This window comes from Oceanidesulfovibrio marinus (assembly GCF_013085545.1).
GTDB classification, from domain to species: domain Bacteria; phylum Desulfobacterota; class Desulfovibrionia; order Desulfovibrionales; family Desulfovibrionaceae; genus Oceanidesulfovibrio; species Oceanidesulfovibrio marinus.
The window spans coordinates 3,981,818-4,005,089 of the sequence record NZ_CP039543.1 but is presented as its reverse complement, the minus strand read 5'-3'; the positions used below and the strand labels follow the sequence as shown (position 1 = coordinate 4,005,089).

General features: G+C 64.9%; 19 protein-coding genes and 1 tRNA gene. 15 read left to right on the top strand and 5 right to left on the bottom strand.

Features of this window, described 5'->3' with window-relative positions; genetic code table 11:
- Window position 1: 1 nt before the first annotated feature.
- Genes E8L03_RS17635 through flgF form a run of 5 tightly spaced genes read right to left on the bottom strand, consistent with a single transcriptional unit; the run spans window position 2 to window position 4,509 of the window.
- Window positions 2-1,132 (bottom strand): flagellar basal body P-ring protein FlgI, encoded by a 1,131-nt coding sequence (locus E8L03_RS17635; RefSeq protein ID WP_171268056.1) that lies wholly within the window; start codon window positions 1,130-1,132, stop codon window positions 2-4.
- Window positions 1,133-1,163: 31 nt separating this feature from the next.
- Window positions 1,164-1,886, bottom strand: coding sequence for a flagellar basal body L-ring protein FlgH (locus E8L03_RS17630; RefSeq protein WP_144305155.1), 723 nt, complete (start codon window positions 1,884-1,886; stop codon window positions 1,164-1,166).
- Between the two features lie 10 nt (window positions 1,887-1,896).
- Complete coding sequence (gene flgA, locus E8L03_RS17625) at window positions 1,897-2,910, bottom strand: flagellar basal body P-ring formation chaperone FlgA (protein ID WP_171268055.1); 1,014 nt, start codon at window positions 2,908-2,910, stop codon at window positions 1,897-1,899.
- A gap of 16 nt (window positions 2,911-2,926) precedes the next feature.
- Complete coding sequence (gene flgG / locus E8L03_RS17620) at window positions 2,927-3,709, bottom strand: flagellar basal-body rod protein FlgG (RefSeq protein ID WP_144305157.1); 783 nt, start codon at window positions 3,707-3,709, stop codon at window positions 2,927-2,929.
- Window positions 3,710-3,723: 14 nt separating this feature from the next.
- A complete protein-coding gene (flgF, locus tag E8L03_RS17615; protein WP_144305158.1) occupies window positions 3,724-4,509 on the bottom strand; it encodes a flagellar basal-body rod protein FlgF in 786 nt (261 codons plus the stop codon).
- A gap of 191 nt (window positions 4,510-4,700) precedes the next feature.
- Here flgF and E8L03_RS17610 point away from each other — a divergent pair.
- The 15 genes from E8L03_RS17610 to E8L03_RS17540 all read left to right on the top strand — a co-directional run bounded on the left by E8L03_RS17610 (window position 4,701) and on the right by E8L03_RS17540 (window position 23,214).
- Window positions 4,701-4,776: transfer RNA gene (locus tag E8L03_RS17610), tRNA-Gly, on the top strand.
- Window positions 4,777-5,000: 224 nt separating this feature from the next.
- Window positions 5,001-5,516: a ribosome maturation factor RimP gene (locus tag E8L03_RS17605; protein WP_171268054.1), complete on the top strand. Its 516-nt coding sequence runs from the start codon at window positions 5,001-5,003 to the stop codon at window positions 5,514-5,516.
- 87 nt (window positions 5,517-5,603) lie between these two features.
- Complete coding sequence (nusA, locus tag E8L03_RS17600) at window positions 5,604-6,983, top strand: transcription termination factor NusA (RefSeq protein WP_144305160.1); 1,380 nt, start codon at window positions 5,604-5,606, stop codon at window positions 6,981-6,983.
- Window positions 6,984-7,053: 70 nt separating this feature from the next.
- Window positions 7,054-7,305: a YlxR family protein gene (locus tag E8L03_RS17595; RefSeq protein ID WP_342356079.1), complete on the top strand. Its 252-nt coding sequence runs from the start codon at window positions 7,054-7,056 to the stop codon at window positions 7,303-7,305.
- A gap of 3 nt (window positions 7,306-7,308) precedes the next feature.
- Window positions 7,309-10,230: a translation initiation factor IF-2 gene (infB, locus tag E8L03_RS17590; protein ID WP_171268052.1), complete on the top strand. Its 2,922-nt coding sequence runs from the start codon at window positions 7,309-7,311 to the stop codon at window positions 10,228-10,230.
- Between the two features lie 22 nt (window positions 10,231-10,252).
- The gene (locus E8L03_RS17585) at window positions 10,253-10,543 is read left to right on the top strand and encodes a DUF503 domain-containing protein (RefSeq protein WP_144305162.1); all 291 of its coding nucleotides are present in this window, start codon (window positions 10,253-10,255) and stop codon (window positions 10,541-10,543) included.
- A 16-nt stretch (window positions 10,544-10,559) separates the two neighbouring features.
- Window positions 10,560-10,916: a 30S ribosome-binding factor RbfA gene (gene rbfA / locus E8L03_RS17580; RefSeq protein ID WP_144305163.1), complete on the top strand. Its 357-nt coding sequence runs from the start codon at window positions 10,560-10,562 to the stop codon at window positions 10,914-10,916.
- Window positions 10,897-11,922, top strand: a complete 1,026-nt coding sequence (locus E8L03_RS17575; RefSeq protein WP_171268051.1) for a DHH family phosphoesterase — start codon at window positions 10,897-10,899, stop codon at window positions 11,920-11,922. The genes rbfA and E8L03_RS17575 overlap by 20 nt, the downstream gene beginning before the upstream one ends.
- Window positions 11,919-12,866 carry a tRNA pseudouridine(55) synthase TruB gene (truB, locus tag E8L03_RS17570; RefSeq protein WP_244963561.1) on the top strand — a complete coding sequence of 316 codons (948 nt, stop codon included), beginning with the start codon at window positions 11,919-11,921 and terminating at the stop codon, window positions 12,864-12,866. Before E8L03_RS17575 ends, truB begins: the two co-directional genes overlap by 4 nt.
- A 54-nt stretch (window positions 12,867-12,920) precedes the next feature.
- Window positions 12,921-13,190, top strand: coding sequence for a 30S ribosomal protein S15 (gene rpsO, locus E8L03_RS17565; protein ID WP_144305165.1), 270 nt, complete (start codon window positions 12,921-12,923; stop codon window positions 13,188-13,190).
- 171 nt (window positions 13,191-13,361) lie between these two features.
- Complete coding sequence (gene pnp / locus E8L03_RS17560; RefSeq protein WP_171268050.1) at window positions 13,362-15,635, top strand: polyribonucleotide nucleotidyltransferase; 2,274 nt, start codon at window positions 13,362-13,364, stop codon at window positions 15,633-15,635.
- Window positions 15,636-15,740: 105 nt separating this feature from the next.
- Window positions 15,741-16,790 carry an efflux RND transporter periplasmic adaptor subunit gene (locus E8L03_RS17555; RefSeq protein WP_171268049.1) on the top strand — a complete coding sequence of 350 codons (1,050 nt, stop codon included), beginning with the start codon at window positions 15,741-15,743 and terminating at the stop codon, window positions 16,788-16,790.
- A gap of 28 nt (window positions 16,791-16,818) precedes the next feature.
- Window positions 16,819-18,975, top strand: a complete 2,157-nt coding sequence (locus E8L03_RS17550) for a PEP/pyruvate-binding domain-containing protein (protein WP_171268048.1) — start codon at window positions 16,819-16,821, stop codon at window positions 18,973-18,975.
- Window positions 18,972-19,892, top strand: a complete 921-nt coding sequence (locus E8L03_RS17545; protein WP_171268047.1) for a prenyltransferase — start codon at window positions 18,972-18,974, stop codon at window positions 19,890-19,892. Before E8L03_RS17550 ends, E8L03_RS17545 begins: the two co-directional genes overlap by 4 nt.
- An 85-nt stretch (window positions 19,893-19,977) precedes the next feature.
- Complete coding sequence (locus E8L03_RS17540) at window positions 19,978-23,214, top strand: efflux RND transporter permease subunit (protein ID WP_171268046.1); 3,237 nt, start codon at window positions 19,978-19,980, stop codon at window positions 23,212-23,214.
- The last annotated feature ends 58 nt before the right edge of the window (window positions 23,215-23,272 follow it).

The window sequence follows — 23,272 nt, the reverse complement described above, 5'->3', positions numbered from 1 at the left end:
ATCAGATAACCTCCAGCTCGGCGTGCAGTGCTCCGGCGCTCTTCAATGTGCGCAGGATTGAGATAAGGTCACGCGGGGTAGCGCCGATGGCGTTCAGGCCGTCCACCAGCTCCTGCAGGGTCGCGCCTTCGAGCATGGTGAGCCGGCGGTTCTGCTCGTCCACGCCCAGGTTGGTCTCGGGCGTCACGACTGTCTGCCCCTGGGAGAAGGCGCCGGGTTGCGAGACGTTGGCGTTCTCCTGGATCACGATCTGCAGGTTGCCGTGGGCCACGGCCGCCTTGGAAAGCCGCACGTTCCGGCCCAGGACCACCGTACCGGTCTTCTCGTCCACAACCACCTTGGCCTTGGAGTCCGGGCTCACCTCCAGCGATTCCAGGCTGGCCATGAACGGCACCAGGTTGCCCTCGTAACGCGGCGGGATGGCCAGATCGATGGTGGAGATATCCTCGGCACGGGCGAACTCGCCGCCCAGGCTCTGGTTGATCTTCTCCACAACCTCCATGGTGGTGGTGAAGTCCGCCTCGTTCATGTGGACCTTGAGCTGTTGCTGGTCGTTGTAGTGGAAGGGAACGCCGCGCTCCACGGTTGCCCCGTTGGGGATGAGCGCCACGGTGGAAATGTTCTTGGAGGCGCTGGCCGCATCGCCCTGCACGGAAAAGCCGCCTACGGTGAGAGCGCCCTGCGCCAGACCGTAGACCTTGCCGTCGATACCCTTGAGGGGCGTCATCAGCAGCACGCCGCCCAGCAGGCTTTCGGCATCGCCCAGGGAGGAGACCGTGGTGTCCAGCCGGGTGCCGGGCTTGGAGGAAACAGGCATCTGCGCCGTAACCATGACGGCGGCCACGTTTTTGGGTCGCAGGTTGCGCTTGTCCACGGCCACGCCGAGGACCTCCAACATGTTCACCAGGGACTGGATGGTGAACTCGCTCTTGCGCGAGTCGCCCGTGCCCGCAAGACCGACCACCAGGCCGTAGCCCACGAGCTGGTTGTTGCGCACGCCGCCAAAGGTGGCGATGTCCTTGAGCCGGACCGCATGGGCGTTGGTAGGTGCGCCCAGTATGCCGGCGCAAACCAGAGCGGCGAGTACGAGCGCCAGTGCGCCGCGTGTCATATTTTTGCTGAGAATCGCCATGCGTCGAACTCCTTGCGCATTCCTGAATTCTTTAGAAAGGCCAGACATTGTCGATGATGCGCGTCAGCCAGCCAGGTTTCTGGCGGTCGGCCAGCACGCCCTTGCCGTAAATCTCGATGAACGCGTCGGCCAGCTGCGAGGAGAGCACGGAGTTGTCCGGGCCGATGTCCCGCGGCCGGACCAGGCCGCGCACCACGAGAAGCTGCGTCTCGTCGTTGATGCGCACCTCGCGGCCGCCTTCTATCTGCATGAGACCACCGGGCAGGACCTTGACCACGCGCGCGCCGACCGTTGCGGAGATGTCCGCCGTACGGGAGGTGTCGCCGTCGCCCTCGAACTTGTCGTCGCTGTTGAACTGGATGATGGGGGTGCTGCCCACGTTGCCCTTCATATCCAGCGGGTCAACACCCAGGAGCTCGCCCACGCCCACGCTCTTGCGCAGGAAGGCGGACTGGACACCGAAGTCCATGGAGGATTTCTTCTCCGAGTTCGTGGTGGCGGTCAGAGTGCTCGACGAGTTCTCGACCACGTTCACGAGCACGATGTCGCCCACGCGGCGGGCGCGGTTATCCTCAAAGAGGTAGCCGGCGTCGCCGGGATTGAAGATGGAGCCTGGATTCTCGGCAATGGAGGGCTCGATGTCCTCTGCCGGAGGCGGGCTGATAACCGGGGTGGTCTGCACGTTCTGCTTGGTCTCCGTGCACGCGGCCAAAACCAGGCAGCACAGAAGCGTGATGGATGCGAACTTTTTCATGACGTCCTCCTCAGCGGACCACCACGGTATGCGCGTCCCGCACCCGGGCATAAACTTCTTGTTGACTTTGCATGTTGCGTACGCGGACCGGCTCTCCCGGACCGGCGTCGTCCAGCGCCTGAGCCATGGTCCTGAGGGTCACGAACTTGCCCTCGAACACCAGCTCCACGGCCTCGCCCCGGCGCACCAGGGGCAGCGACTCCAGGTCATCCTTATATAAGGGCTGGTTCTCGCCCACAGGGCGGGTCACCCGCCAGGGACCGCCCATGCCGTCCCACGGCTCCCCTTTCAGGAAGGCGGCGTTGATCCGCCGCGTGGTCACCATGTCCGGCGTCAGGGGCGTGTTGCGATTCACCGGTTCGGCCGCCACCATGACGTCCTTGAAGCAGTCCAGAAACACGGAGGCGGATACCTTGCGCACGGTCTCGCCGCGCAGGTCCCGTTCCTCGAACCAGAAGGAGACCCGGCCGGGTTGAATCTTCTCGTCGTCCGGCACCACGACCAGCGTGTCCGTGGAGTCCTTGAGAAAAATCTTGTCGGGCAGGCGGTAGTCGCGGAAGGCGACCTCGCCGCCCAGGGCGCGGGCCCGCGGCGTCAGTGTTTTGACCACCAGGGAGGCGAGCTCGTCCTGCTGAACCAGCGTGCCGCCGCGCCGCAGAACCAGCCTGTCCGGCAGGAGGCAGAGCTGGGCCGTGTCGCCCAGGTAGTGCTCCAGGGCCTGCTCCAGCTTGTCGCGGTTCACGCCCATGGAGCGGCCGTCCGCCTCCGGCGAGGGCCACAGCTCGGTGGCGGAAAGCTTCTGCCAGAGGGCATCAGGCATGGGGCCCATGGGCTGGGCTATCTCGCCCAAAGTCACGGTGTCGCCAGTGATCACTGCGGCCTCGTGCACGGCGATGCGCCATGGCGTATCGTTCGGCGTCACGGCGGCGGCAGCCACGGCCGCGGCGCACAGTGTCCACACGGCGGCGGCCAGAAGGGCCTTCTTCCGTGCGATCTCCCATATCCTCTGCAGAATGCGCGGCATCTTCCTCTCCTGTTGCTTAGCGCTTCAGGTTGTTGGCGGTCTGGAGCATGGCGTCCGAGGTCTGGATGGCCTTGGAGTTGATCTCATAGGCGCGCTGGCCAACGATCATGTTGACCATCTCGTCCACGATCTCCACGTTGGACATCTCCAGATAGCCCTGGGTGATAGTGCCGAACTGCTCCTCGCCCGGAGTTCCCTGCACGGCGTCGCCGGAAGCGTCCGTTTCATAATAGAGGTTACGGCCCGCAGCCTTCAGGCCGGCCGGGTTGGTGAAGGTGTAGATCGGGATCTCGGCGGTCGCGAGCTCATCGCCGCCGCGTCCCAGAGCGGTGATGTTGCCGTCGCTGGTGACCACCACATTGACGGTGTCCTCGGGAACGGTGAACTCCGGCTGCAGCGGATGGCCATTGGCCGTGACGATGGTGCCTTCATCGTTGAGCTTGAAGGCGCCGGCGCGGGTGTAGGCCTCCTCGCCGTTCACATCGAGCTGGAAAAAGCCGTCGCCTTCGATGGCCAGGTCCAGCGGGTTCTCGGTGTTCTGGTAGTCGCCCTGGCTGAAGAGCTTGTGCACCGTCGTAGGTCTGACACCCATACCGACCTGAATGCCTGTGGGGATACGTTCCCCGCCCACGGTTTCGGTGCCGGCGATGCGCATGTTCTGGTACAGCAGATCCTCGAACTCCGCGCGGTTCTTCTTGAAGCCGATAGTGTTGACGTTGGCCAGGTTGTTGGAGATCACGTCGATGTTGAGCTGCTGCGCGATCATGCCTGTGGCCGCAGTCCAGAGAGAGCGCATCATGGAACCGATACCTCCTAGAGCGCTTTGCCGACACGCTGGATAGCCATGGTGTCGGTGTCGTTTGTCTGTGAAATAACCTTACCGTAGGCCTCGAAGGCGCGCTGGGTTTCGATCATGTTGACCATTTCCTCGACTACGTTGATGTTCGAGGCTTCCAGAAAACCCTGCGCGATCTGCGTCTCGGTGGGGTCCTGCTCCACGGCTGCCTGGCCGTCCCGCGCCCTGAACAGATTGTCGCCGAACTTTTCCAGCACCTGCGGGTCCTCCAGCTCCACGATCTGGACCTGTCCCACCAGGACGTTGTCGGCAAAGACCTGGCCGTTGGGGCCGATCTCGACGTCCGCGGCGTTTTCCGGCAGGGCGATGGGGCCGCCCTCGCCCATAAGCCTGTCGCCGCGGGCGTTCACCAGCTCGCCGTCGAGGTTCTTGTGCAGGTTGCCGTTGCGGGTGTAGTACTCCGCGCCGTCCCCGCCCTGGACCTTGAAAAAGCCCGGCCCCTGGATGGCGATGTCCATCTTGGAGCCTGTGGGCTTGAGGCCGCCCTGGGTGAAGTCGGTCTCGTAGCCGGCGATGCGCGGCCTGGCCATGATCTCCGGCTCCGGGAACAACTTCTTCTGCCGGATGTCCAAAGAGGGCTCCATGATCCTGTCATGGGCGTAGGCCACAAAGGTGTCCTCGAAGGTGTACTTCTCGCGTTTGAAGCCCGTGGTGTTGGCGTTCGCCAAATTATTGGCGATGATGTCCAGCCTGTGCTCGCTGGTCAGCGCCCCGAAGAGCCCTGAAAACATGCTGCTTTGCATGGTTAATCCTCCTGTTCCTGCCTGTGATGAAGCAAGATGTGGACCACTTTCCCCGTGATCCGGTGCAGATGATTTTGCAGGGATCGTGCCGGACCCGGGTCGAAAAACGGCGCAGGAAAAACCCTCGCGTCTGTGCGAGAACTGCCTTGACAGCCCTTGACGGCATGGGTATTGGATTTATTTCCCGAAGGGCGGGTGTAACTCAGTTGGTAGAGTACAAGCTTCCCAAGCTTGGGGTCGCGGGTTCGAATCCCGTCGCCCGCTCCAGTTTTCCCGTCGTGTCGTCGCCCGGTCTTATGCGCAGGCAGCCGCCGCGCTTTTCCGAACGTATCGGGACGGCAACCGCCCTTCGACGGTGACGTGCACGGCACTACGCGGAAACGCGCCTCGTCACCACGCGGACTGAGCGATACACGGGGTGGGCCTTGGGGTCCCCCCTTTTTTCTTGGTTTCGCAGCCAGGCAACGATTGGGAAGATTGAGGGAGTGCGTATGGAACAGAGCGACGCACAGGAACGGATTGAGAGCATCGCCCGGACCATGGTTTCGGCCTTCGGGTTGGAGCTGTGGGGGGTCCAGTACATGCCTTCCGGAAAGCGGGGCGTGGTGCGCGTCTTCCTGGATAAACCAGGAGAAGGCGAGGTGGACGTGGACGAGTGCGCCCGAGTCTCCCGGCACATGAGCGTTGCGCTCGACGCCGAAGACATCGTTCCCGGCCGGTACACGCTGGAGGTCTCCTCCCCCGGTCTGGAGCGGATCTTTTTCAACCTCGGCCAGCTTGCTGGTTACGAGGGCCGGAAGGTGGCCATCGTCACGAAGGACCCGCTCTATGAAGAGGAGTTCCCGGGACGCAAACGCTACGCCGGACGCCTCGTGGAGGTTGCCGACGCGGGAATCAGGCTCGACCCCGGCGAGGGAGTAGGCCCCCTGGAGTTCCCATGGACAGAGATCGAAAAAGCCCGGCTCGTCCACGAGTTTGACGAGAAGGCCAAGACCGCGAAAAAATAACCCAGGACACGAACGAGCTGCATTTTCCGTCGGGCCGGCGCGGGAAACACCGACCTTTCACGACCCCGGACGATACGGGAGGCGACCATGAGCATGGAACTCAAAAAAGCCATCGAACAGATCAGCAAGGATCGCGGCATCGACCGCGACCTCCTCATAGATACGCTTGAGGAGGCGGTGCGCTCCTCCGTCGTCCGCAAGTACGGCGAGAACCAGGACATCGAGGTGGGATTCAACGAAGAGACCGGAGAGATGGAGGTCTATCTCTTCAAGGTCGTCACCGAAGATGTCGAGGACCCCAACACCGAAATTTCCCTGGAAGACGCCATTGAGCACGACCCCGGCGTCGTTCTCGACGACGAGATCGGCTTCAAGCTCAACGTGGAGGACCTGGGACGCATCGCGGCCCAGTCCGCCAAGCAGGTGATCATCCAGCGCATGCGCGACGCCGAGCAGGAGATCATCTACGAAGAGTATAAGGACCGCAAAGGCGAGATCGTCAGCGGCATCGTGCAGCGCCGCGACCGCATGGGCTGGATCATCAACCTCGGCCGCACCGAGGCGCTTCTGCCCAAGGAAGAGCAGATTCCCAAGGAACGCTTCAAGCGCGGCGACCGCGTGCAGGCCTTTATAGTGGAAGTGCGCAAGGAAGGACGCGGACCGCAGGTCATCGTCTCCCGTTCCCACCCGGACTACATGGCCTCGCTGTTCAAGCGCGAGGTGCCCGAGGTGGACGACAACACCGTGCAGATCATGGGCATCGCCCGCGATCCGGGCAGCCGCGCCAAAGTGGCCGTGCTCTCCCGCGACCGCGACGTGGACCCCGTGGGCGCCTGCGTGGGCATACGAGGCTCGCGCATCCAGAACATCGTGCAGGAGCTGCGCGGCGAGCGCATCGACATCGTGGTCTGGAGCCCGGAGATCGCCACCTACGCCGCCCACGCCCTCTCCCCTGCGCTCATCTCGCGCATCGCCGTGGACGAGGACGAAAAGCTGCTTGAGGTCATCGTGCCCGACGACCAGCTCACCCTGGCCATCGGCCGCAAGGGCCAGAACGTGAAGCTCGCCTCCAAGCTGCTCGGCTGGAAGATCGATATCTACACCGAGAGCCGCTACAATGAGCTCAACGTGGGCCGCGAGAAGCTCGACCAGCTTGCCAGCGTGGCCGAGATTCCCATCGACCGCTTCTTCCAGGCCGGTCTGGAGAACCCCGAGCAGGTGGCCCTGGCCACGGACGAGGAGCTCGAGGAAAAGCTCAAGCTCACCTCCGCCAAGGTCCACCAGATCCGCGCTGCCATCAACTTCCTGGGCCTTGCTCCCAAAGCCGAGGAAGCCGCAGCCGAGGAAGCCGCTGTGGAGCCCGAAGAGAGCGCCGCGCCGGACGAAGAGATCAAGACCGAAGAGAAATCAGAACTCCGGGTGGACAGCGAACCGCCGTCTCCCGAGGAGCCGACTTCCGACGAGTGACATATACGAGACGAATGAACCGGGCGCTGTGCCATACAGCCGCCCTTGCAACGAACTGCTGTGAACGAGGATGCATGACCACGCCAGGATGCATGACGATGCCCGCGCTGAAACAAAGCGCCGCGTCCCCGAGCGGACCTGTACTGTCTGTCGCGCTAAGCGGCCCAAATCGGAGTTGCTCCGGTTTGTCGCCGACGAAGACGGTCTTGTCCCGGACCCGAAACAGATACTGCCGGGCAGAGGCTGCTACGTCTGCCTCCATGGCGAATGCAAGTCGCAACTCAGGCAGGGCCATTGCCGACCGAGGAAGAGAAGGGGGTGACGCATGACGATCACTGTCAAAGACCTATCCAATGAGCTCGGAGTCAACAAGAAAGAGCTCATTCAGGCCCTGCGAGAGTTGGGTGTCCAGATAAAAAGCCATATGAGCGCCGTTGACGACGAGCAGGCCGCAGAAATGCGCTCGCGCTTCAGAAACGGCGAGGAAGGCGGCGCGGACGTGGTCCGCAAGGAAGTGCAGCCGGGCGTCATCGTACGCCGGCGCCGCAGGCCCAAGGCCGGCGCTGCCGAAGAGCACGAGGCCGAAGCCGCCGAAGAGGCGGAGGAGCATGAAGAGGCCGCGGTGGAAGCCGAGGTCGAGGAAGCTCCGCATGAGGCCGAGGTTGCCGCAGAGGCCGAGGGCGTTGAGGCCGCCGAAGAGGCAGAGCCGGAGCCCGCGTCCAAGGGTGCTCGCATTATCGCCGCGCCCGGCGAGCCCGTGCCTGGTGCCGAGTCCGAAGAGGCTCCGCAGGAAGCCGAAGCCGGCGAGGCCCCGGTGGAAGAAGTCGCAGAGACTCCTGCCGCCGAAGAGCCCGTAGCCGAAGAAGCGCCAGCGGAAGCCGAAGCCGCCGAGACGGCGCCTGAAGAGCCTGCTGAAGCTCCGGCCGCCGAAAAGCCTGTTGCCGAAGAAGCGCCTGCCGAGGCGGAAACTGCTCCCAAAAAGGGCGCGGACGCCAAGGAAGCCGAAAAGGCCGACGAGGGCAAGAAGCCCAAGAAGAAGGCCGAGGAAGGCAAGAAGCCAAGGAAGAAGGCCAAGCGGCGCGAAGAGCCCGAGTCCGGTCCCCAGGTCCGCGTCATCTCCATGCCCGACCCGGCAGAGGTGGCCCGTGCCCAGGCCGAGGCAGAGCTGGCCAAGGAAGGCATGCCCGATCCCAGCGGCCGCGCTCCGCGTCCCGCGTCTCCGGGCGGGACCACGCCTCCTCCCGGCCAGCGCAAGGGTGCCGGCAGCGGCCGCAAGAAGGACCGCCGCGTCGTGGACTTCTCCCAGAGCCTTTCGGAAGAGGAAGACCGCCGTCGCGCCTCGCTGCAGGCCAAGAAGAAAAAGGCCCAGCCCGTACGCGACAAGACCGGCGGCAAAGTCCGGCCCCGCCGTGGCAGACGTCCGCAGTTCGATACCGAGCACGCCCACGCCGCCACCATGGCCGAGCAGGCCAGCCAGCCGCTCAAGCAGGCCAAGCGCAAGCTGCGCATCGACGAAGCCATCCGCGTCTCCGACATGGCCCACCAGATGGGCGTCAAGGCGCAGGCCCTCATCAAGGTCCTCCTGGGCCTCGGCGTGATGGCCACCATCAACCAGTCCCTCGACCTCGACACCGCCAGCCTGGTGGCGTCCGAGTTCGGCTACGAGGTTGAGAAGGTCGGCTTCTCCGAAGATACATACATCGCCCCGCGCGAAGAGGATAAGCCCGAGAGCCTGAAGGGCAGGCCGCCCGTCGTGACCATCATGGGCCACGTCGACCACGGCAAGACCTCCCTGCTGGACGCCATCCGCGAATCCAACATCACGGGCGGCGAGGCAGGCGGCATCACCCAGCACATCGGCGCGTACCATGTGCTCACCCCGCGCGGCGAGGTCGTGTTCCTGGATACTCCCGGCCACGAAGCCTTTACCGCCATGCGCGCACGCGGCGCCCAGGTCACGGACATCGTTGTCCTGGTAGTCGCTGCCGACGACGGCGTGATGGATCAGACCCGCGAGGCCGTGAACCACTCCCGCGCCGCCGGCGTGCCCATCGTGGTCGCCGTCAACAAGATGGACAAGGAAGGGGCCGACCCGGACCGCGTCAAGCGCGAGCTGGCCGACCTCGGCCTCTTGCCCGAGGACTGGGGCGGCGAGACCATCTACGCCCACGTTTCGGCCAAGCAGCACACCGGTCTGGACGAGCTCCTTGAGATGATCGTCCTCCAGTCCGAAGTGCTGGAGCTCAAGGCCAACCCGGACAAGCCCGCCCGCGGCCACATCGTGGAAGCGCGGCTGGACAAGGGCCGCGGCGCCGTGGCCACCGTGCTCATCCAGGAAGGCACCCTGCATCAGGGCGATCCCTTTGTCTGCGGCCTCTTCTCCGGTCGCGTCCGCGCCCTGTTCAACGACAAGGGTGAGAAAGTGGATACCGCCGGCCCGGCAATGCCGGTGGAGGTCCAGGGCTTCGAGGGTGTGCCGGAAGCAGGCGACGAGTTCGTTGGCGTGGAAGACGACAAGGTCGCCCGCCGCATCGCCGAATCGCGCCAGCTCAAGCAGCGCGAGAAGGAGCTGGCCAAGGAGTCCAAGATCACCCTGGAGACCTTCCTGGCCCAGAAGGCCGAGGGCGAGGCCCAGATACTCAACCTGGTCATCAAGTCCGACGTGCAGGGCTCCCTGGAAGCCGTGTCCGAAGCGCTGGCCAAGCTCTCCACAGACGAGGTCAAGGTCAACGTCATCCACGGCGGCACCGGCGCCATCACCGAGTCGGACATCCTGCTCGCCTCGGCGTCCGAAGCCGTCATCATCGGCTTCAACGTGCGTCCGTCCGCCAAGGTCAAGGACATCGCCGAGCAGGAAAAGGTCGACATCCGCTTCTACGACATCATCTACAAGCTGGTGAGCGACATCAAGGACGCCCTCTCCGGCATGCTTGCCCCGGAAGTCCGCGAGGTCTACCTGGGCCAGGCCGAAGTGCGCGACACCTTCAGCGTGCCCAAGGTCGGCATCATCGCGGGCTGCGCCGTCATGGACGGCAAGATCACCCGCAACGCCGGCATCCGGCTCCTGCGCGACGGCGTGGTCACCTACACAGGCACGGTCTCCTCGCTCAAGCGCTTCAAGGACGACGTCAAGGAAGTCCAGAAGGGCTACGAGTGCGGTATCGGGCTCACGAACTACAACGATATCAAGGTCGGCGACGTGATCGAGGCCTTCGAGGAAGTGGAGGAGGCGCGCACCCTCGACTAGGGGGGTGCGCCCTTCGGCGTATATGGTTATCGGAGTGCTGCGGGTTGAGTTCACCCTGCACGGCAACGCTTCCCTCAAGGGCAAGCGGTCGGTCGCACAGTCCTTGAAGCGCAAGATGCGCAACAAGTTCAACGTGTCCGTGGCCGAGGTGGAGTCGCAGGAGAGCCATACCCGGCTTGTGCTCGCAGCCGCCACCGTGGGCACCGAGTGGGCGCATGTAGAAGGCCGGCTGACCAAGTGCCTGAACATGCTGGAAGCCGCCTCGCCCGAAGAGATCACGGACAGCAGCATCGAGCTTTTCGGCGCCGAGTAGCCTGACGGACAGCATCATGACAGACTCCGATCCGAATCGCGCCCAACGCCTGGGCGATGCGATCATGCGCGAGCTGGCGGACATCATCGCCACCGAGTCGCGAGACCCGCGGCTCGAGCTTGTCACAATCCTCGGTGTATCGTTGGACCCGTCCATGAATATCGCCACCGTTCAGTACACCGTCCATTCCGATCCCGAGCAGGTCGCGGAGGGGCTGGCCCACTCGCGCGGATTTCTGCGTACGGAGCTGGGCAGGCGCCTGACCAAACGCCGCATACCGGAGCTGGCTTTCCAGTTCGACGCCTCGGCCGGAACGCCGAACGAAGAAACTGACGCCTTCGAGGAAATGCTCAATGCCGCCCGTCGTCGATGAGATCCTGAATATCCTGCGCACAGAAGACAATTTCCTGGTTGCGGGCCACGCCACGCCCGACGGCGACGCCTACGGCTCGGCCGTGGCCGTCTGCTTCCTGCTCAAGACGCTGGGGAAACGCTTTGTCCATTACGCGGCCAATGGCACGCCGCCGTCCATGGATTGGCTCGGCCATCCGGACATGGCGCACACCTCGCTGGATGGCTTCACCCCCGGCTGGTCCATTGTCCTGGACTCCGGCGACATCAGCCGTCTGGACCCGGAGGCCGCGGCGGCCGTGGTTCCGGAGCACACCGTTAATATCGACCACCACCTGGGCAACAGCCAGTTCGGCGCGCTCAACTGGGTCGATCCCAGCGAACCCGCCGTGGGCACCATGGTCGCGCAGCTCGCCCGGCGGTTGGATATTCCTCTGGCCGGCGACCTGGGCGAGGCCGTCTACCTCGCCATTGTCAGCGACACCGGGCACTTCAGCTACGGCAACACCCGGCCGGAAACCCTGGAGCTGGCCGCCGAGATCGTGCGCCTCGGCCTGGACCTCGGCGCGTTCAACGCCAAGCTCGAAAAGAGCTGGACTCCGCAGCGGCTACAGCTCTGGTCCCACGCCCTGGGCGAATCCGTGTTGCATTGCGACGGCAAGATAGGCATGGTGCGTATCCGCAAGGACATCCTGGAGCAGACCCACTCCACCCGCTACGACTGCGACGGCCTCGTGGAGATCATGCGCCGCGTCAAGAGCGTGCGCATCGCCGTGTCCCTGCGCGAGACCGAAGACGGTGTGAAGGTCAGCCTGCGCTCCCACGGCGATGACAACGTGCAGCAGGTGGCCCAGCGCCTGGGCGGCGGCGGTCACAAGAACGCCTCCGGCGCCACTGTGCACGGCACCATGGACGAAGCCGAACAGCTCATCGTCCGCTACGGCAGCGAGATATTGGGCCTCGGCTGCCCCGCCGATGATTGCACCCGCATTTCCAACAGCGCCATGGCCCCAAGCGAGGCTTCGTGAGCAACACCGACGCGAACACCGCGCCCAAACGCATCAAGCCGCCGCAGCAGGACGGCGTGCTCGTACTGCACAAGCCCTCCGGTCCCACGTCCACTGCGTGCCTGGAGCGCATCAAACGCGTGCTCGGGCAGAAGAAGATCGGCCACGCAGGCACCCTCGACCCCCTGGCCGACGGCGTGCTTGTCGTGTTATTGGGCCAGGCAACCAAGCTTGCCCCCTATCTTACCGAAGGGGAAAAGGTGTATAAGGGTTCCTTGGAGCTGGGAAAGGCCACCGATACGTATGACTCCCAGGGCCAGATCGTCTCCACGGCGGACTGGTCGCAGATAACGGAGGCCGAGGCCCGCGCGGCGGTGATGGCGTGGCTGGAGGACACCAGCCAGATCGTCCCGCCCTACTCCGCGGCCAAGCATAAAGGCAAGGCGCTCTACGCGCTCTCCCGGGAAGGCAAGGAAGTCCCGGAAAAGCGCAAGGAGATTACAATTTCAGGGGTCGAGGTCGTTTCCATAGACCTCCCCCGCATAGATTTCCGGGTGCGCTGCGGCGCAGGCACGTATATCCGGTCCCTGGTCCACAGCCTGGGGATGCGGTTAGGTTGCGGCGCCTTCATGACGGCGCTCACCCGGGAGCACAGCCACCCCTTCGACATCGCCGAGGCGCACACATTGGATGCGGTCCTCGACGAGCCGGAGGCCCTGGCCGAACGGGTCCTTTCCATGGCCCGCTCTCTTCCCCACTGGCCGCGGCACACGCTCTCCGAGCACGACGCCGCCCTGGTGAAAAATGGCGCGCAGCTTGACTGCGGACCGGAAGCGGAAGAGGCGGACGCCATGGGACGGATCATGTTCCTGTCTCCGCAAGGAGAGGCCCTGGCCCTGGCGCAGAAGAAGGAACGGGGTGGCGCGATGGTGTGGGCGCTGCTGCGCGGACTCTGGCGGTCCTAGCACGCGCCCGACGGCATGAACGCCCCGCAAGAGGCAAACACGGAGGATACCGCTGTGGTCATGACACCTGAGGATAAGGCTAAGGTTATCGAGGAGTACAAGACGAAGGACGACGACACCGGCTCTCCCGAGGTCCAGGTTGCGCTGCTCACGCACCGCATCTCCTACCTCACCGAGCACTTCAAGACCCACAAGAAGGACTTCCACTCCCGTACGGGTCTGCTGAAGCTTGTTGGTCAGCGTCGCAAGCTCCTGAACTATCTCAAGAAAAAAGACGTTCAGCGCTACCGCGACCTCATTCAGAGGCTCGAACTGCGCAAGTAGCGCGCACCACAGAAACGACGTGCGGCGGGGCCCGGGAGGGTTCCCTGGCTCCGCCCGCGTTACGACCAGCGCGCCCTGGCCTCCTCGCGCAATCTGGTGTTGATCCGGCTGACTCCGCCGGGCGGGCCACCACCAGATTGCGGGATAAGGCAGGGCGGCAACGAGGTACATATGCAATCCAATTTCGACGCCACCCGTCTGACAGTCAATGCCGGCGGCAAGGAGATCATCCTGGAGACAGGACGCCTTGCCAACCAGGCAAATGGCGCAGTCTGGATCCAATGCGGCGGCACCGTGGTTCTCGTAACCGTGGTGACCCAGCCCCTGGATCGCGACATCAGCTTCTTCCCCCTGGTGGTGGACTACCAGGAGAAGATGTACGCGGCCGGCCGCGTGCCTGGTAGCTTCTTCCGTCGCGAGATGGGCCGCCCCAGCGAGCGTGAGACGCTCTGCTCCCGGCTCATCGATCGGCCTATCCGTCCCCTGTTCCCCAAAGGCTTCCGCGACGAGGTCCAGGTGCTCGCCACCGTGCTTTCCGCGGACCAGGAGAACGACCCGGACGTGCTCGCCGTCACCGGCGCATCGGCCGCCCTCCATCTCTCGCAGATTCCCTTCAACGGCCCCATTGCCGGCGCCCGCGTGGCCTACGTGGATGGAGAGTTCATCCTCAACCCGGTGAGCTCCCAGATCGAAAACGCCACCCTGAACATGGTCATGGCCGCCTCCGAGGAGGCCGTGGTCATGGTGGAAGGCGCAGCCGACTTCATCCCGCACGACGTCATGTCCAAGGCCATCGAGTGGGGCCATGCAGAGCTCCAGCCCCTGCTCCAGGCACAGCACCAGATGCGCGAGATGGCAGGCAAGCCCAAGATGGAGTTCGTCCCCCACGAGGACGACGCCGATCTGGTCGCCGCCGTCGAGGAGCTGGCCACCGACGACCTGCTGGCCGCCGTGACCATCCCCGAGAAGATGGCCCGCAAGGACGCCCGCAGCGCCGTGAAGAAGAAGGTTCTCGCCGCGCTGGAAGAGGACGCCCGCTTCGCCGAGAAGCCCGAGATCCTCAAGGCCGCGCCCGAGCTCCTCGGCGGTCTGGAGAAGAAGCTGGTGCGCAAGCGCATCAAGGATCTGGGCGTGCGCATCGACGGCCGCGACGTGACCACCGTCCGCCAGATCAAGGCCGACGTGGGCCTGCTGCCGCGCACCCACGGCTCTGCACTCTTCGCCCGCGGTGAGACCAAGGCCCTCTGCGTCGCCACCCTCGGCTCCGGCCGTGACGAGCAGCGCGTGGAGACCCTCATGGGCGACGAGAACAAGCGCTTCATGCTCCACTACAACTTCCCGCCCTACTGCGTAGGCGAGGTCAAGATGGTCCGCGTCTCCCGCCGGGAGATCGGCCACGGCAACCTGGCCGAGCGCGCCATCACGCCCATCCTGCCCAGCGCAGAGGACTTCCCCTTCACCATGCGCGTGGTCTCCGAGATCATGGAGTCCAACGGCTCCTCCTCCATGGCCACGGTGTGCGGCGCCTCCCTGGCGCTCATGGACGCAGGCGTGCCCGTCTCCACGGCCGTCGCCGGCATCGCCATGGGCCTGATCAAGGAAGGCGACGAGTACTACGTGCTCACGGACATCCTGGGTGACGAGGACGCTCTGGGCGACATGGACTTCAAGATCGCGGGCAGCGCCGACGGCATCACCGCCTTCCAGATGGACATCAAGATCGCCGGTATTCCGCCGGAGGTCATGGCCCGCGCCCTGACCCAGGCCCGCGAGGCCCGGGTGCACATCCTGGGCGAGATGAACAAGGTGCTGGAGCAGCCGCGCGCCGAGCTCTCCGACTACGCGCCGCAGCTGGCGATTGTGCAGGTCGACCCCGAGGTCATCCGCATGATCATCGGCCCCGGCGGCAAGAACATCAAGCAGATCACGGCCGACACCGGCGCCGATGTGGATATCGAGGACTCCGGCAAGGTCTCCATCTTCGCCCCCACCAAGGAGGCGCTGGAGCAGGCCAGGGAACGCGTGCTCTACTTCGACCAGAAGCCCGAGGTGGGCAAGATCTACGAAGGCCCGGTCAAGAAGATCCTCGAGATCGGCGCCATCGTCGAGATCCTGCCCGGCGTCGAAGGCCTGGTCCACATCTCCCAGCTCGCTCTGGAGCGCGTGGACAAGGTCACCGATGTGGTCAAGCTCGGCGACACCATCAAGGTCAAATGCCTTGAGGTCCTGGACGGCGGCAAGATGCGCCTCTCCCGCGCCGCCATCCTGGCCGAGGAGCAGGGCATCGAGTTCAAGGACAACCCGCCCCGCCGAGGCGGCGGTGGCCGCGGTGGCGATCGCCGTGGCGACCGTGGACCTCGCGGCGGACGTGGTGGCGATCGTGGCGACCGCGGTGGACGCGGCGGCGATCGCGGCGGACGCGGCGGCCCGCGTTCCAACGATTAATCGTCTCCGATACACGGGGCGGGCGCCTGCCGTCCGCCCCGTTTTTTTATCCACCGTCTCATCGCGCGCCATACGGGTTTACTGAGCGATCTTCAGGGGATACTCATGCAACGTTCCGCACATCGCCATTGTGCCCTGCTCGTTCGGATTGTCCCTCTGCTGTGCCCCCTGTTGTGCCTGTACCTTGCGCTCGCAACGCCGGCCCCTGCCCAGGAATCCGGGCAAAAGCTCGTCGTTGCACAGCCTTCCACCCGCGAAGCATCCCTCACGGCCTTCACCCGCGCCGGCACCGTCATGACGCTGGTCAGCGAGGTGGCCGGCAAGGTCATCTCGGTCAACGCCGACATCGGCGACACCATTGACGAAAACGGCGTGTTCGCCCGCCTGGACGACACCTTCACGCGCCTGGAGCTCAACAAGGTCCTGGTTCAGCAGGACAAATTGCGCTCGAACATCGCCTACGACGCCAAGGAAGTGAGCCGTTACCAGTCCCTGGTCAAACGCGACAGCGCAGCCCAGTCGCAGCTGGACAAGCTTGAGCTCGACCTCGCCCTGGCCAAGCATGAGTTCGCCAGCATGCAGGTGGAGGAGGAACGGCTGCGCGAAAAGCTCGAACGCTTCATCGTCACCGCGCCGCCCCACTGGGCTGTGATGGAGCGCTACATCGAGCCCGGCGAGTGGATCAACACCGGCGAGAAGCTGGCCGAGCTGGGCGACTTCCGCGTGCTCATCGCGCCCTTCGGCCTCTCCCCGGAGGAGTTCGACTGGCTCAAACGCCAGAAAGAACTTATCCCCCTGCTCGTGCCGGACCTTCCCGGCGGACCGCAGACCGTGCAGGCCAGCGTGGGCCGCATCTCCCCCGGCTTCAACCCGGAGACGCGCAAGATCCACGTGGAGTTGGAGATTCCTGCCAAGCCGCCGCTCACGCGTGGCGGACAACGCGTGGAGCTGGCCATGCGCCTGCCGGATGCGCCAAGCACGGTAATTCTTCCAAAATCAGCGGTAACATACAGGTACGAAGAGTATTGGGTCACAAGACCGGACGGCAGTGAGCTCAAGGTCGTGCTCCTCGGCAAGGGACACTCTGCGGACACAGTGCGCGTCACCTCGCCGGACATCCAGCCGGGCGATGAGTTCCTGCATCCCGAGTCCTGATCCCAATCCGCTCGCAGAGTTATACACCATGGCTGCATCGGACACGCCGTACCTCATCCCCACATCGGACGCTGCTGCAAGACAAACGGTCCTGGTGGGCGGAAAGGCGTCCGGCATAGCACGGCTCGCCGCCGCCGACCTGCCCGTCGTGTCCGGCCTCGCCGTCACTGTCCGCGCCTACCACGACTTCATCGCCGCCTCCGGCCTGTCCAGAACTCTGGACAAGCTCGTGACCTCCAGGGACTTCCGCGCCATGCGCTGGGAGGCGGTCTGGGACACCAGTCTGGAGATTCGCAACCGCTTCAACCGCGCGCAGGTTCCGGATGCCATTCGCGAAGCCGTTACCGCCGCCATGGACGCGTACTCACTGCGCGGTCCCGTGGCGCTGCGCTCCTCTGCATCGTCCGAGGACGCCGCCGGCCACTCTTTTGCCGGGCTACACGACTCCTTCCTGGACCTTGCCGACGCCGCAGCCGTGGCCAACCACCTGCCCCTGCTCTTTGCCTCGCTCTGGTCGGACCGCGCGTTGCTCTACCGCAGCGAGCTCGGGCTCGACCCGGCGCAGTCCGCCATGGCCGGGCTCATCCAGCCCATGCGCACCGGCCCGGCCGCCGGCATCTGCTTCACCAAGAGCCCCATGGACGAGCGCCGACTGGTGGTGGAGGCCCACGCAGGACCGGGCATCGAGCTCGTCTCCGGCCAAGCCGAGCCTGCACGCTGGGTCGTGGACCGCGAGTCGCGTGCAATCGTCGAGCAGACCGGCGCCGATTCACCCTTGCCCGAGTCCACAATTCTGGACATCGCATCCGTTGCGCTGGAAGCCGAATCCGTCCTCGGCACGGCTCTCGACATGGAATGGATCGTTCCGGACGACGCGGACGGCGTGCGCATTCTCCAGGCCCGGCCCATCACCGCCCTGCCCGGGGCAAATGCTACAGAGAACGGGGACGCACGGCCGTGGAAGCGCGAGGATCGCCGGCCCTGGGATATGAGCCTGCACCGCAGCTTCGGCCAGCTCAAGGAGCTGCGCCGGCGCGTGGAAACGCTCATCCCGGCCATGGAGGAAGACGCGAGGCAAATGCGTGAATCATCGTCCAAAAACATGGACAACGACGCGCTTGCCGACGAGATCGAACGGCGTCTGAAGGTGTATCAGGACTGGAACGACCGCTACTACGAGGAGTTCGTGCCCCTGGCCCACGCCGTGCGGCTGTTCGGGCAGGTCTACAACGATCAGCTTGCACCGGACGATCCCTTTGCCTTCCGCGATCTGCTCACAGGCGAACGGCTGGCAGGCCTCGCCCGCAACGAGCAGCTGGAGGACATGGCCGATATGCTGCGTGCGGACGAGACACTTCGCGACAGTGTTGCACGCGGCGAATTTCCGGAATCCTCGCCCCTGCAGCCCAAATTTCTGGACTTCATCGACGCATACGGCGACCTCACCTGCCACATTGCCTGGTGCTCAGAGGGCGAGGCGGCCGTGCTCGATCTCCTCGTCGAGCTGGCCAAACGCCCGCGTCGGGCTCCCAAGCAGCGAGACATTACCGACGCCGAGCAGGATTTCCTGCGCAGCTTCCCGGAATCGCAGCAGGACTTCGCCACCGAGCTGCTGGACCTGGCCCGCGCCGCGTACCGGTTGCGCGACGACGACAACATGGCTCTGGGCCGGGTGGAAGCGGCAATGCTGGACGCCGTTGAAGATGGCCGCCAGCGGCTCCACGAACGGTTCGGCGCAGACGCCAGACGGCTCTCCCCACAGGACACGGCGCGCAGCCTGCGCGATCCGCAGTACGTACCGGCGTGCATCGGCTGCGAGGAGCCTGACCGCCCTGCCCCATCGCGCGAGGCATCAGTTGTCCGCGGTCAGCCCGCCGGGCCTGGCATTGCCCGCGGTCCGGCGCGCATCGTACGTTCACGCGAGGACATGTACGCCCTGAAAAACGGCGAGGTGCTGGTCTGCGACTCCGTGGACCCGGCCATGACCTTTGCCGCGCCGCTGGCCGCGGCCATTGTGGAGCTCCGTGGCGGCATGCTGGTGCACGGCGCGATCATCGCGCGGGAGTATGGCCTGCCCTGCGTTACCGGCGTGAACAACGCCACGGAGATCTTCGAGGACGGCGAAGTCCTCATCGTCAACGGCGAGGACGGCACGGTGCGGCGCGCCGCCGGAGAACCTGCATGATGTCCGAACGCGCATCCGCTTTCCGGGTGTGGGTCAAGGCATCCCGGCCATTGTCCCTGGCGCACCTCGTCTTTCCGCTGCTCATGGGCCAGGCCCTGGCCGTACAGGCCCACGGCGCGTGGTCCTGGCCGATGTTCGCCGCGGTCATGCTCTACGGCTGGCTGCAGCAGCTCGCCATCGTCTTTCTGAACGACTACTTCGACGCCGAGGCCGACCGCGCCAACCGCATGCGCACGCCCTTTTCCGGCGGCTCCCGCGTACTGCCGGACGGCGACCTCAAACCGCGGCAGCTCCTGCTCGCCGGGGTCTACGCCGCCTGCCTCGTGCTCATTCTTGGCATCGCCCTGAGCCTGGCGGACCGGCCCTTGCTGGCCCCGCTCTTCGCCGGCGGTCTGGCGCTGCTCGCCCTGTACAGCGCGCCGCCATTCCGCTGCAACTACCGCGGCGGAGGCGAGCTGCTCCAGGGCCTGGGCTGCGGCGGCCTCCTGCCGGTCATCGGCTTCTACGGCCAGGCCGGAACCCTGAACCACCTTCCCTGGCTGCTGCTCGCGCCGTTCGTTGTGCTGCACGCGGCGTGCTCCATCACCACCTCCCTGCCGGACGCACCGGCCGACGCCTTGGCCGGCAAGCGCACCCTGGCCGCGATGATCGGCCCGCTACGCGCCGGGTACGCGGCCCTCGGTCTGGCTGTGGCCGCCATCCTGGTTACCCCGGTGTGCGAGCCGCGTATGGGCGTGTGGTCCGGCGTGGCCCTGGGCGTGGCTCTGGGGCTGCTGGCCGTGGCCGCGCCGCAGGTGCGCCGGTTCGGGCCCACGCTCCGCTCCCGCCGGGCTGTGATCATCTACGTGGCCATGGTGGAGCTGGCGTGCATGGCCTACGCCCTGGGATTCACCGCCGACCCGTTTATCGCGGGCTGATCCGAAGCTGTTGCGCTTTTTTGCAAAATCGGAGTAGGTAGAGCGCACTCACGCCCTGTTGCGCCATAACCTGCAAGGACCCCACGTGAAACCTGTCGTCCGGTTCTCCCTCAAGCAGACCGTCTTCTTCAATCTGGTCTTCGTACTGCTCATGGTGGTGGGCGCGTTCGCGCTCATCAACATGCCGGTGGAGCGCTACCCGCTGATCAACTTCGGCAAGGTGGTCATCACCACGTACTTCCCGGGCGCATCGGCCGAGGAGGTGGAGAAGCTCGTCACCCACGAGATCGAGGATGCGCTGGAGGACCTGGAGGACGTGGAGTTCATCCGCTCCACCTCGTACCGGGAACGTTCGTCCATCCTGGTCAAGTTCGTGGACGACTCCGACTACGACAAGCTGTTCAACGAGCTGCGCTTCAAGATCCTGACTATGGTCAAGGAGCTGCCCGAGGACATCGACCCGCCCGAGTTCGTGGACATCAAGACCTCGGACTGGCTGCCCGTGGTGGCGGTGAACCTGGCCGGAAACCGCTCCAACCGTGCGCTCACGCTGATGGCCGAGGAGATGAAGATTCCGCTGGCGCAGATACCGGGCGTGCAGGAGGTGGAGCTACGCGGCGAGTACGAGCGCGAGTTCCACGTTTACCTGGACCCGGAGCGGATGATGCGCGTGGGCGTCACCTTTGACGACGTGGTGCGCAGCCTGACCGAGGCCAACGTCTCCATTCCCTCCGGCACCTACGATGACGGCACGGCACAGTTCGTGGTCAAGGTGGACGAGCGCTTCCGCAACCGCCAGGACGTGGTGGACACCATCATCCGCCGCGATATGGATGGCAGCTTTGTCCGGTTGGAGGACGTGATCAGCCGCGCTGAGCTTGCCTACCGCGATCCATTCGTCATCACTTCGGTCAACGGGCGGGACTCCGTGTCCCTGCAAGTCATCAAGACCGAGGCGGGCAACGCCCTGGACATCAAGGAGCAGGTGCTCCAGATCGTGGACGGGTTCGAGCAGCGGCTCAAGGACGAAGGGGTGGACGTGGTCCTCACCCAGGACTCCACCACCTACATCAAGGACGCCATGTCCACCCTGGGCTGGAACCTCCTGGTGGGTGTGGTCCTGGTCTGCGCGATCATCTGGTACTTCATGGGCGTGCGCAACGCCGGGCTGACCACCATCGGCATCCCCTTCTCCTTCCTGGTGACCATGATCTTCATGTACTTCACCGGAAACTCGCTCAACGAAATCACGCTGTTCTCCTTCGTGCTCGTCTCCGGCATCATTGTGGACGACGCCATTGTGGTGGTGGAGAACATCTACCGCCACGTGCAGGAGGGCTGGCCCCTGCGCAAGGCCATCGTCAACGGCACGGCCGAGGTCTTCCTGCCGGTCATTTCCGCCACCACCACGACCGTGGCCGCGTTCCTGCCCATGCTGATCATGACCGGCACCACCGGCGAGTTCTTCGCCCAGGTGCCCATCGCCATCAGCTTCGCCATCCTCGCCTCGCTTATCGAATGCCTGCTCATCCTGCCCATCCACTACCTGGACCACGGGCCGCGCAAGGACTCCCACGTACCGGACGAGGAAAAGGACAACATCGTCATCGCCGTATCCCGGCGCATCACAGCTGCGGTCACCGGCTTCACGCTGCGCCGGCGCTTCCTGTCCATCGGTATAGTCATCGTCGCCTTCGTGACCTCCATCGCCGTGCTCGGCGTGTCCGTGGCGGGCGTAGCGCCGCTCATCCGCATCAAATTCTTCCCGGACGACTACAACCTCTACTACATCATCGTGGACGCGCCCTCATCCACACCGGTGCGCGTCGTCTCCGACAAGCTCAAGGACATCTCGCACTTTGTGATGGACGACGGCCCGGGCATGGCGGAGTCCACCTCGGCCTCGGCCGGCTTCTTCATCAACGAAGACTACGAGATGGTCTACGGCGAAAACTACGGCTACGTGGTGGTGACCCTGCCGGCCAAGAACCTGCGCGACTTCGGGGACAGGGCCGGGAACGATCCCCTGCTCCATCTGGAGGAAATGCGACGCCGGGTGAAGGCGGCGTACGAGAAAGACGGCTGGAAGGTGCGACTGCGCGCGGAAAAGGGTGGACCGCCCACAGGCAAGGACATCACCGTGCGCGTGCGCGGCCAGGACCCGGACAACGTCCACCGCCTGGCGGCCGCGGTGCAGCAGATGATGCGCTCTGACGAGCGCTTTGCCCCATATCTGAGCGAGCTCGGTACGGACCAGGCCCAGCCGGCGCGGGTCTTCCAGCTCAAGGTACGGGAGGAACGCGCCGCCGAGTACGGCGTCTCTCCGCAACGGGTGGCGCGCCTGGCCGCCAGCGTGCTGGACGGCACGTATGTAGGCGAGTACCGCCTGTCCGACGAGGACGTGGACCTCAAGCTGCGCTTCTCGCAGGAGTATCTGCAGACGCCGGAAAAGGCGCTCTCCATCCCGCTCATCGAGCACCCCAGCGGCCCGGTGCGCCTGGGCGATCTGGTGCGCGTGGAAACATACACCGACCCGGCGTACCTCATCCGCTACGACGGCGACCGCGCCGTGACCATCTCGGCCAACCTGGTGCCCAACGCGCCGACCTCCACCCCGGCCGTGGTCAAGCAGATCCGCGACGCCTACAACGCCATGAAGGGCGACTATCCCGGCGCGCAGCTCACATTCGGCGGCGACTTCGAGTCCACCCAGCGCTCATACACATCCCTGGCGTACGCCTTCATCATCGCCGTGCTGCTCATCTACCTGATCCTGGCCACGCAGTTCCGCTCCTACCTCCAGCCGGCCATCATTCTCTCGGCCGTGGTCTTCTCGCTGATCGGCGTGGTGGTGGGCAAGCTGGCCACCCAGTCCTATTTCACGGTGAACAGCTTCATCGCCCTGGTGGGCGTGACCGGCGTTGTGGTCAACGACTCCCTGGTGCTGGTCAACTTCATGAACGTGCTGCGCGAGCAGGGGGCTTCCCGCGCCGAGGCCATTCGCGAGGGCATCCGCGTGCGGCTGCGGCCTATCCTGCTCACCACGCTGACCACCACCCTGGGCCTGTTGCCCATGGCCGTGGGCTTTCCGCAGTACTCGCTGGTCTGGGGCTCCATGGCCTCCACATTCGTCACCGGCCTGTGCACGGCAACGGCGCTTACCCTGTTCATCGTGCCGGTGGAGTGGGACCTGCTCGAAGGGCTCAAGGAGCGCGTACGTCGCAGAAAGGCGCGGCGCTCCGGCCACGGGCTGGACGAGCACCATGCGGACTGGCGCGGCGCAGACGGGCGCGACGCAGACACTCGCGACACGGAATCGTAATCTCCCCGCCGTAGTATGAGATAATCGCCAATGCGCCTTCGTCGCTCACGATGATTGC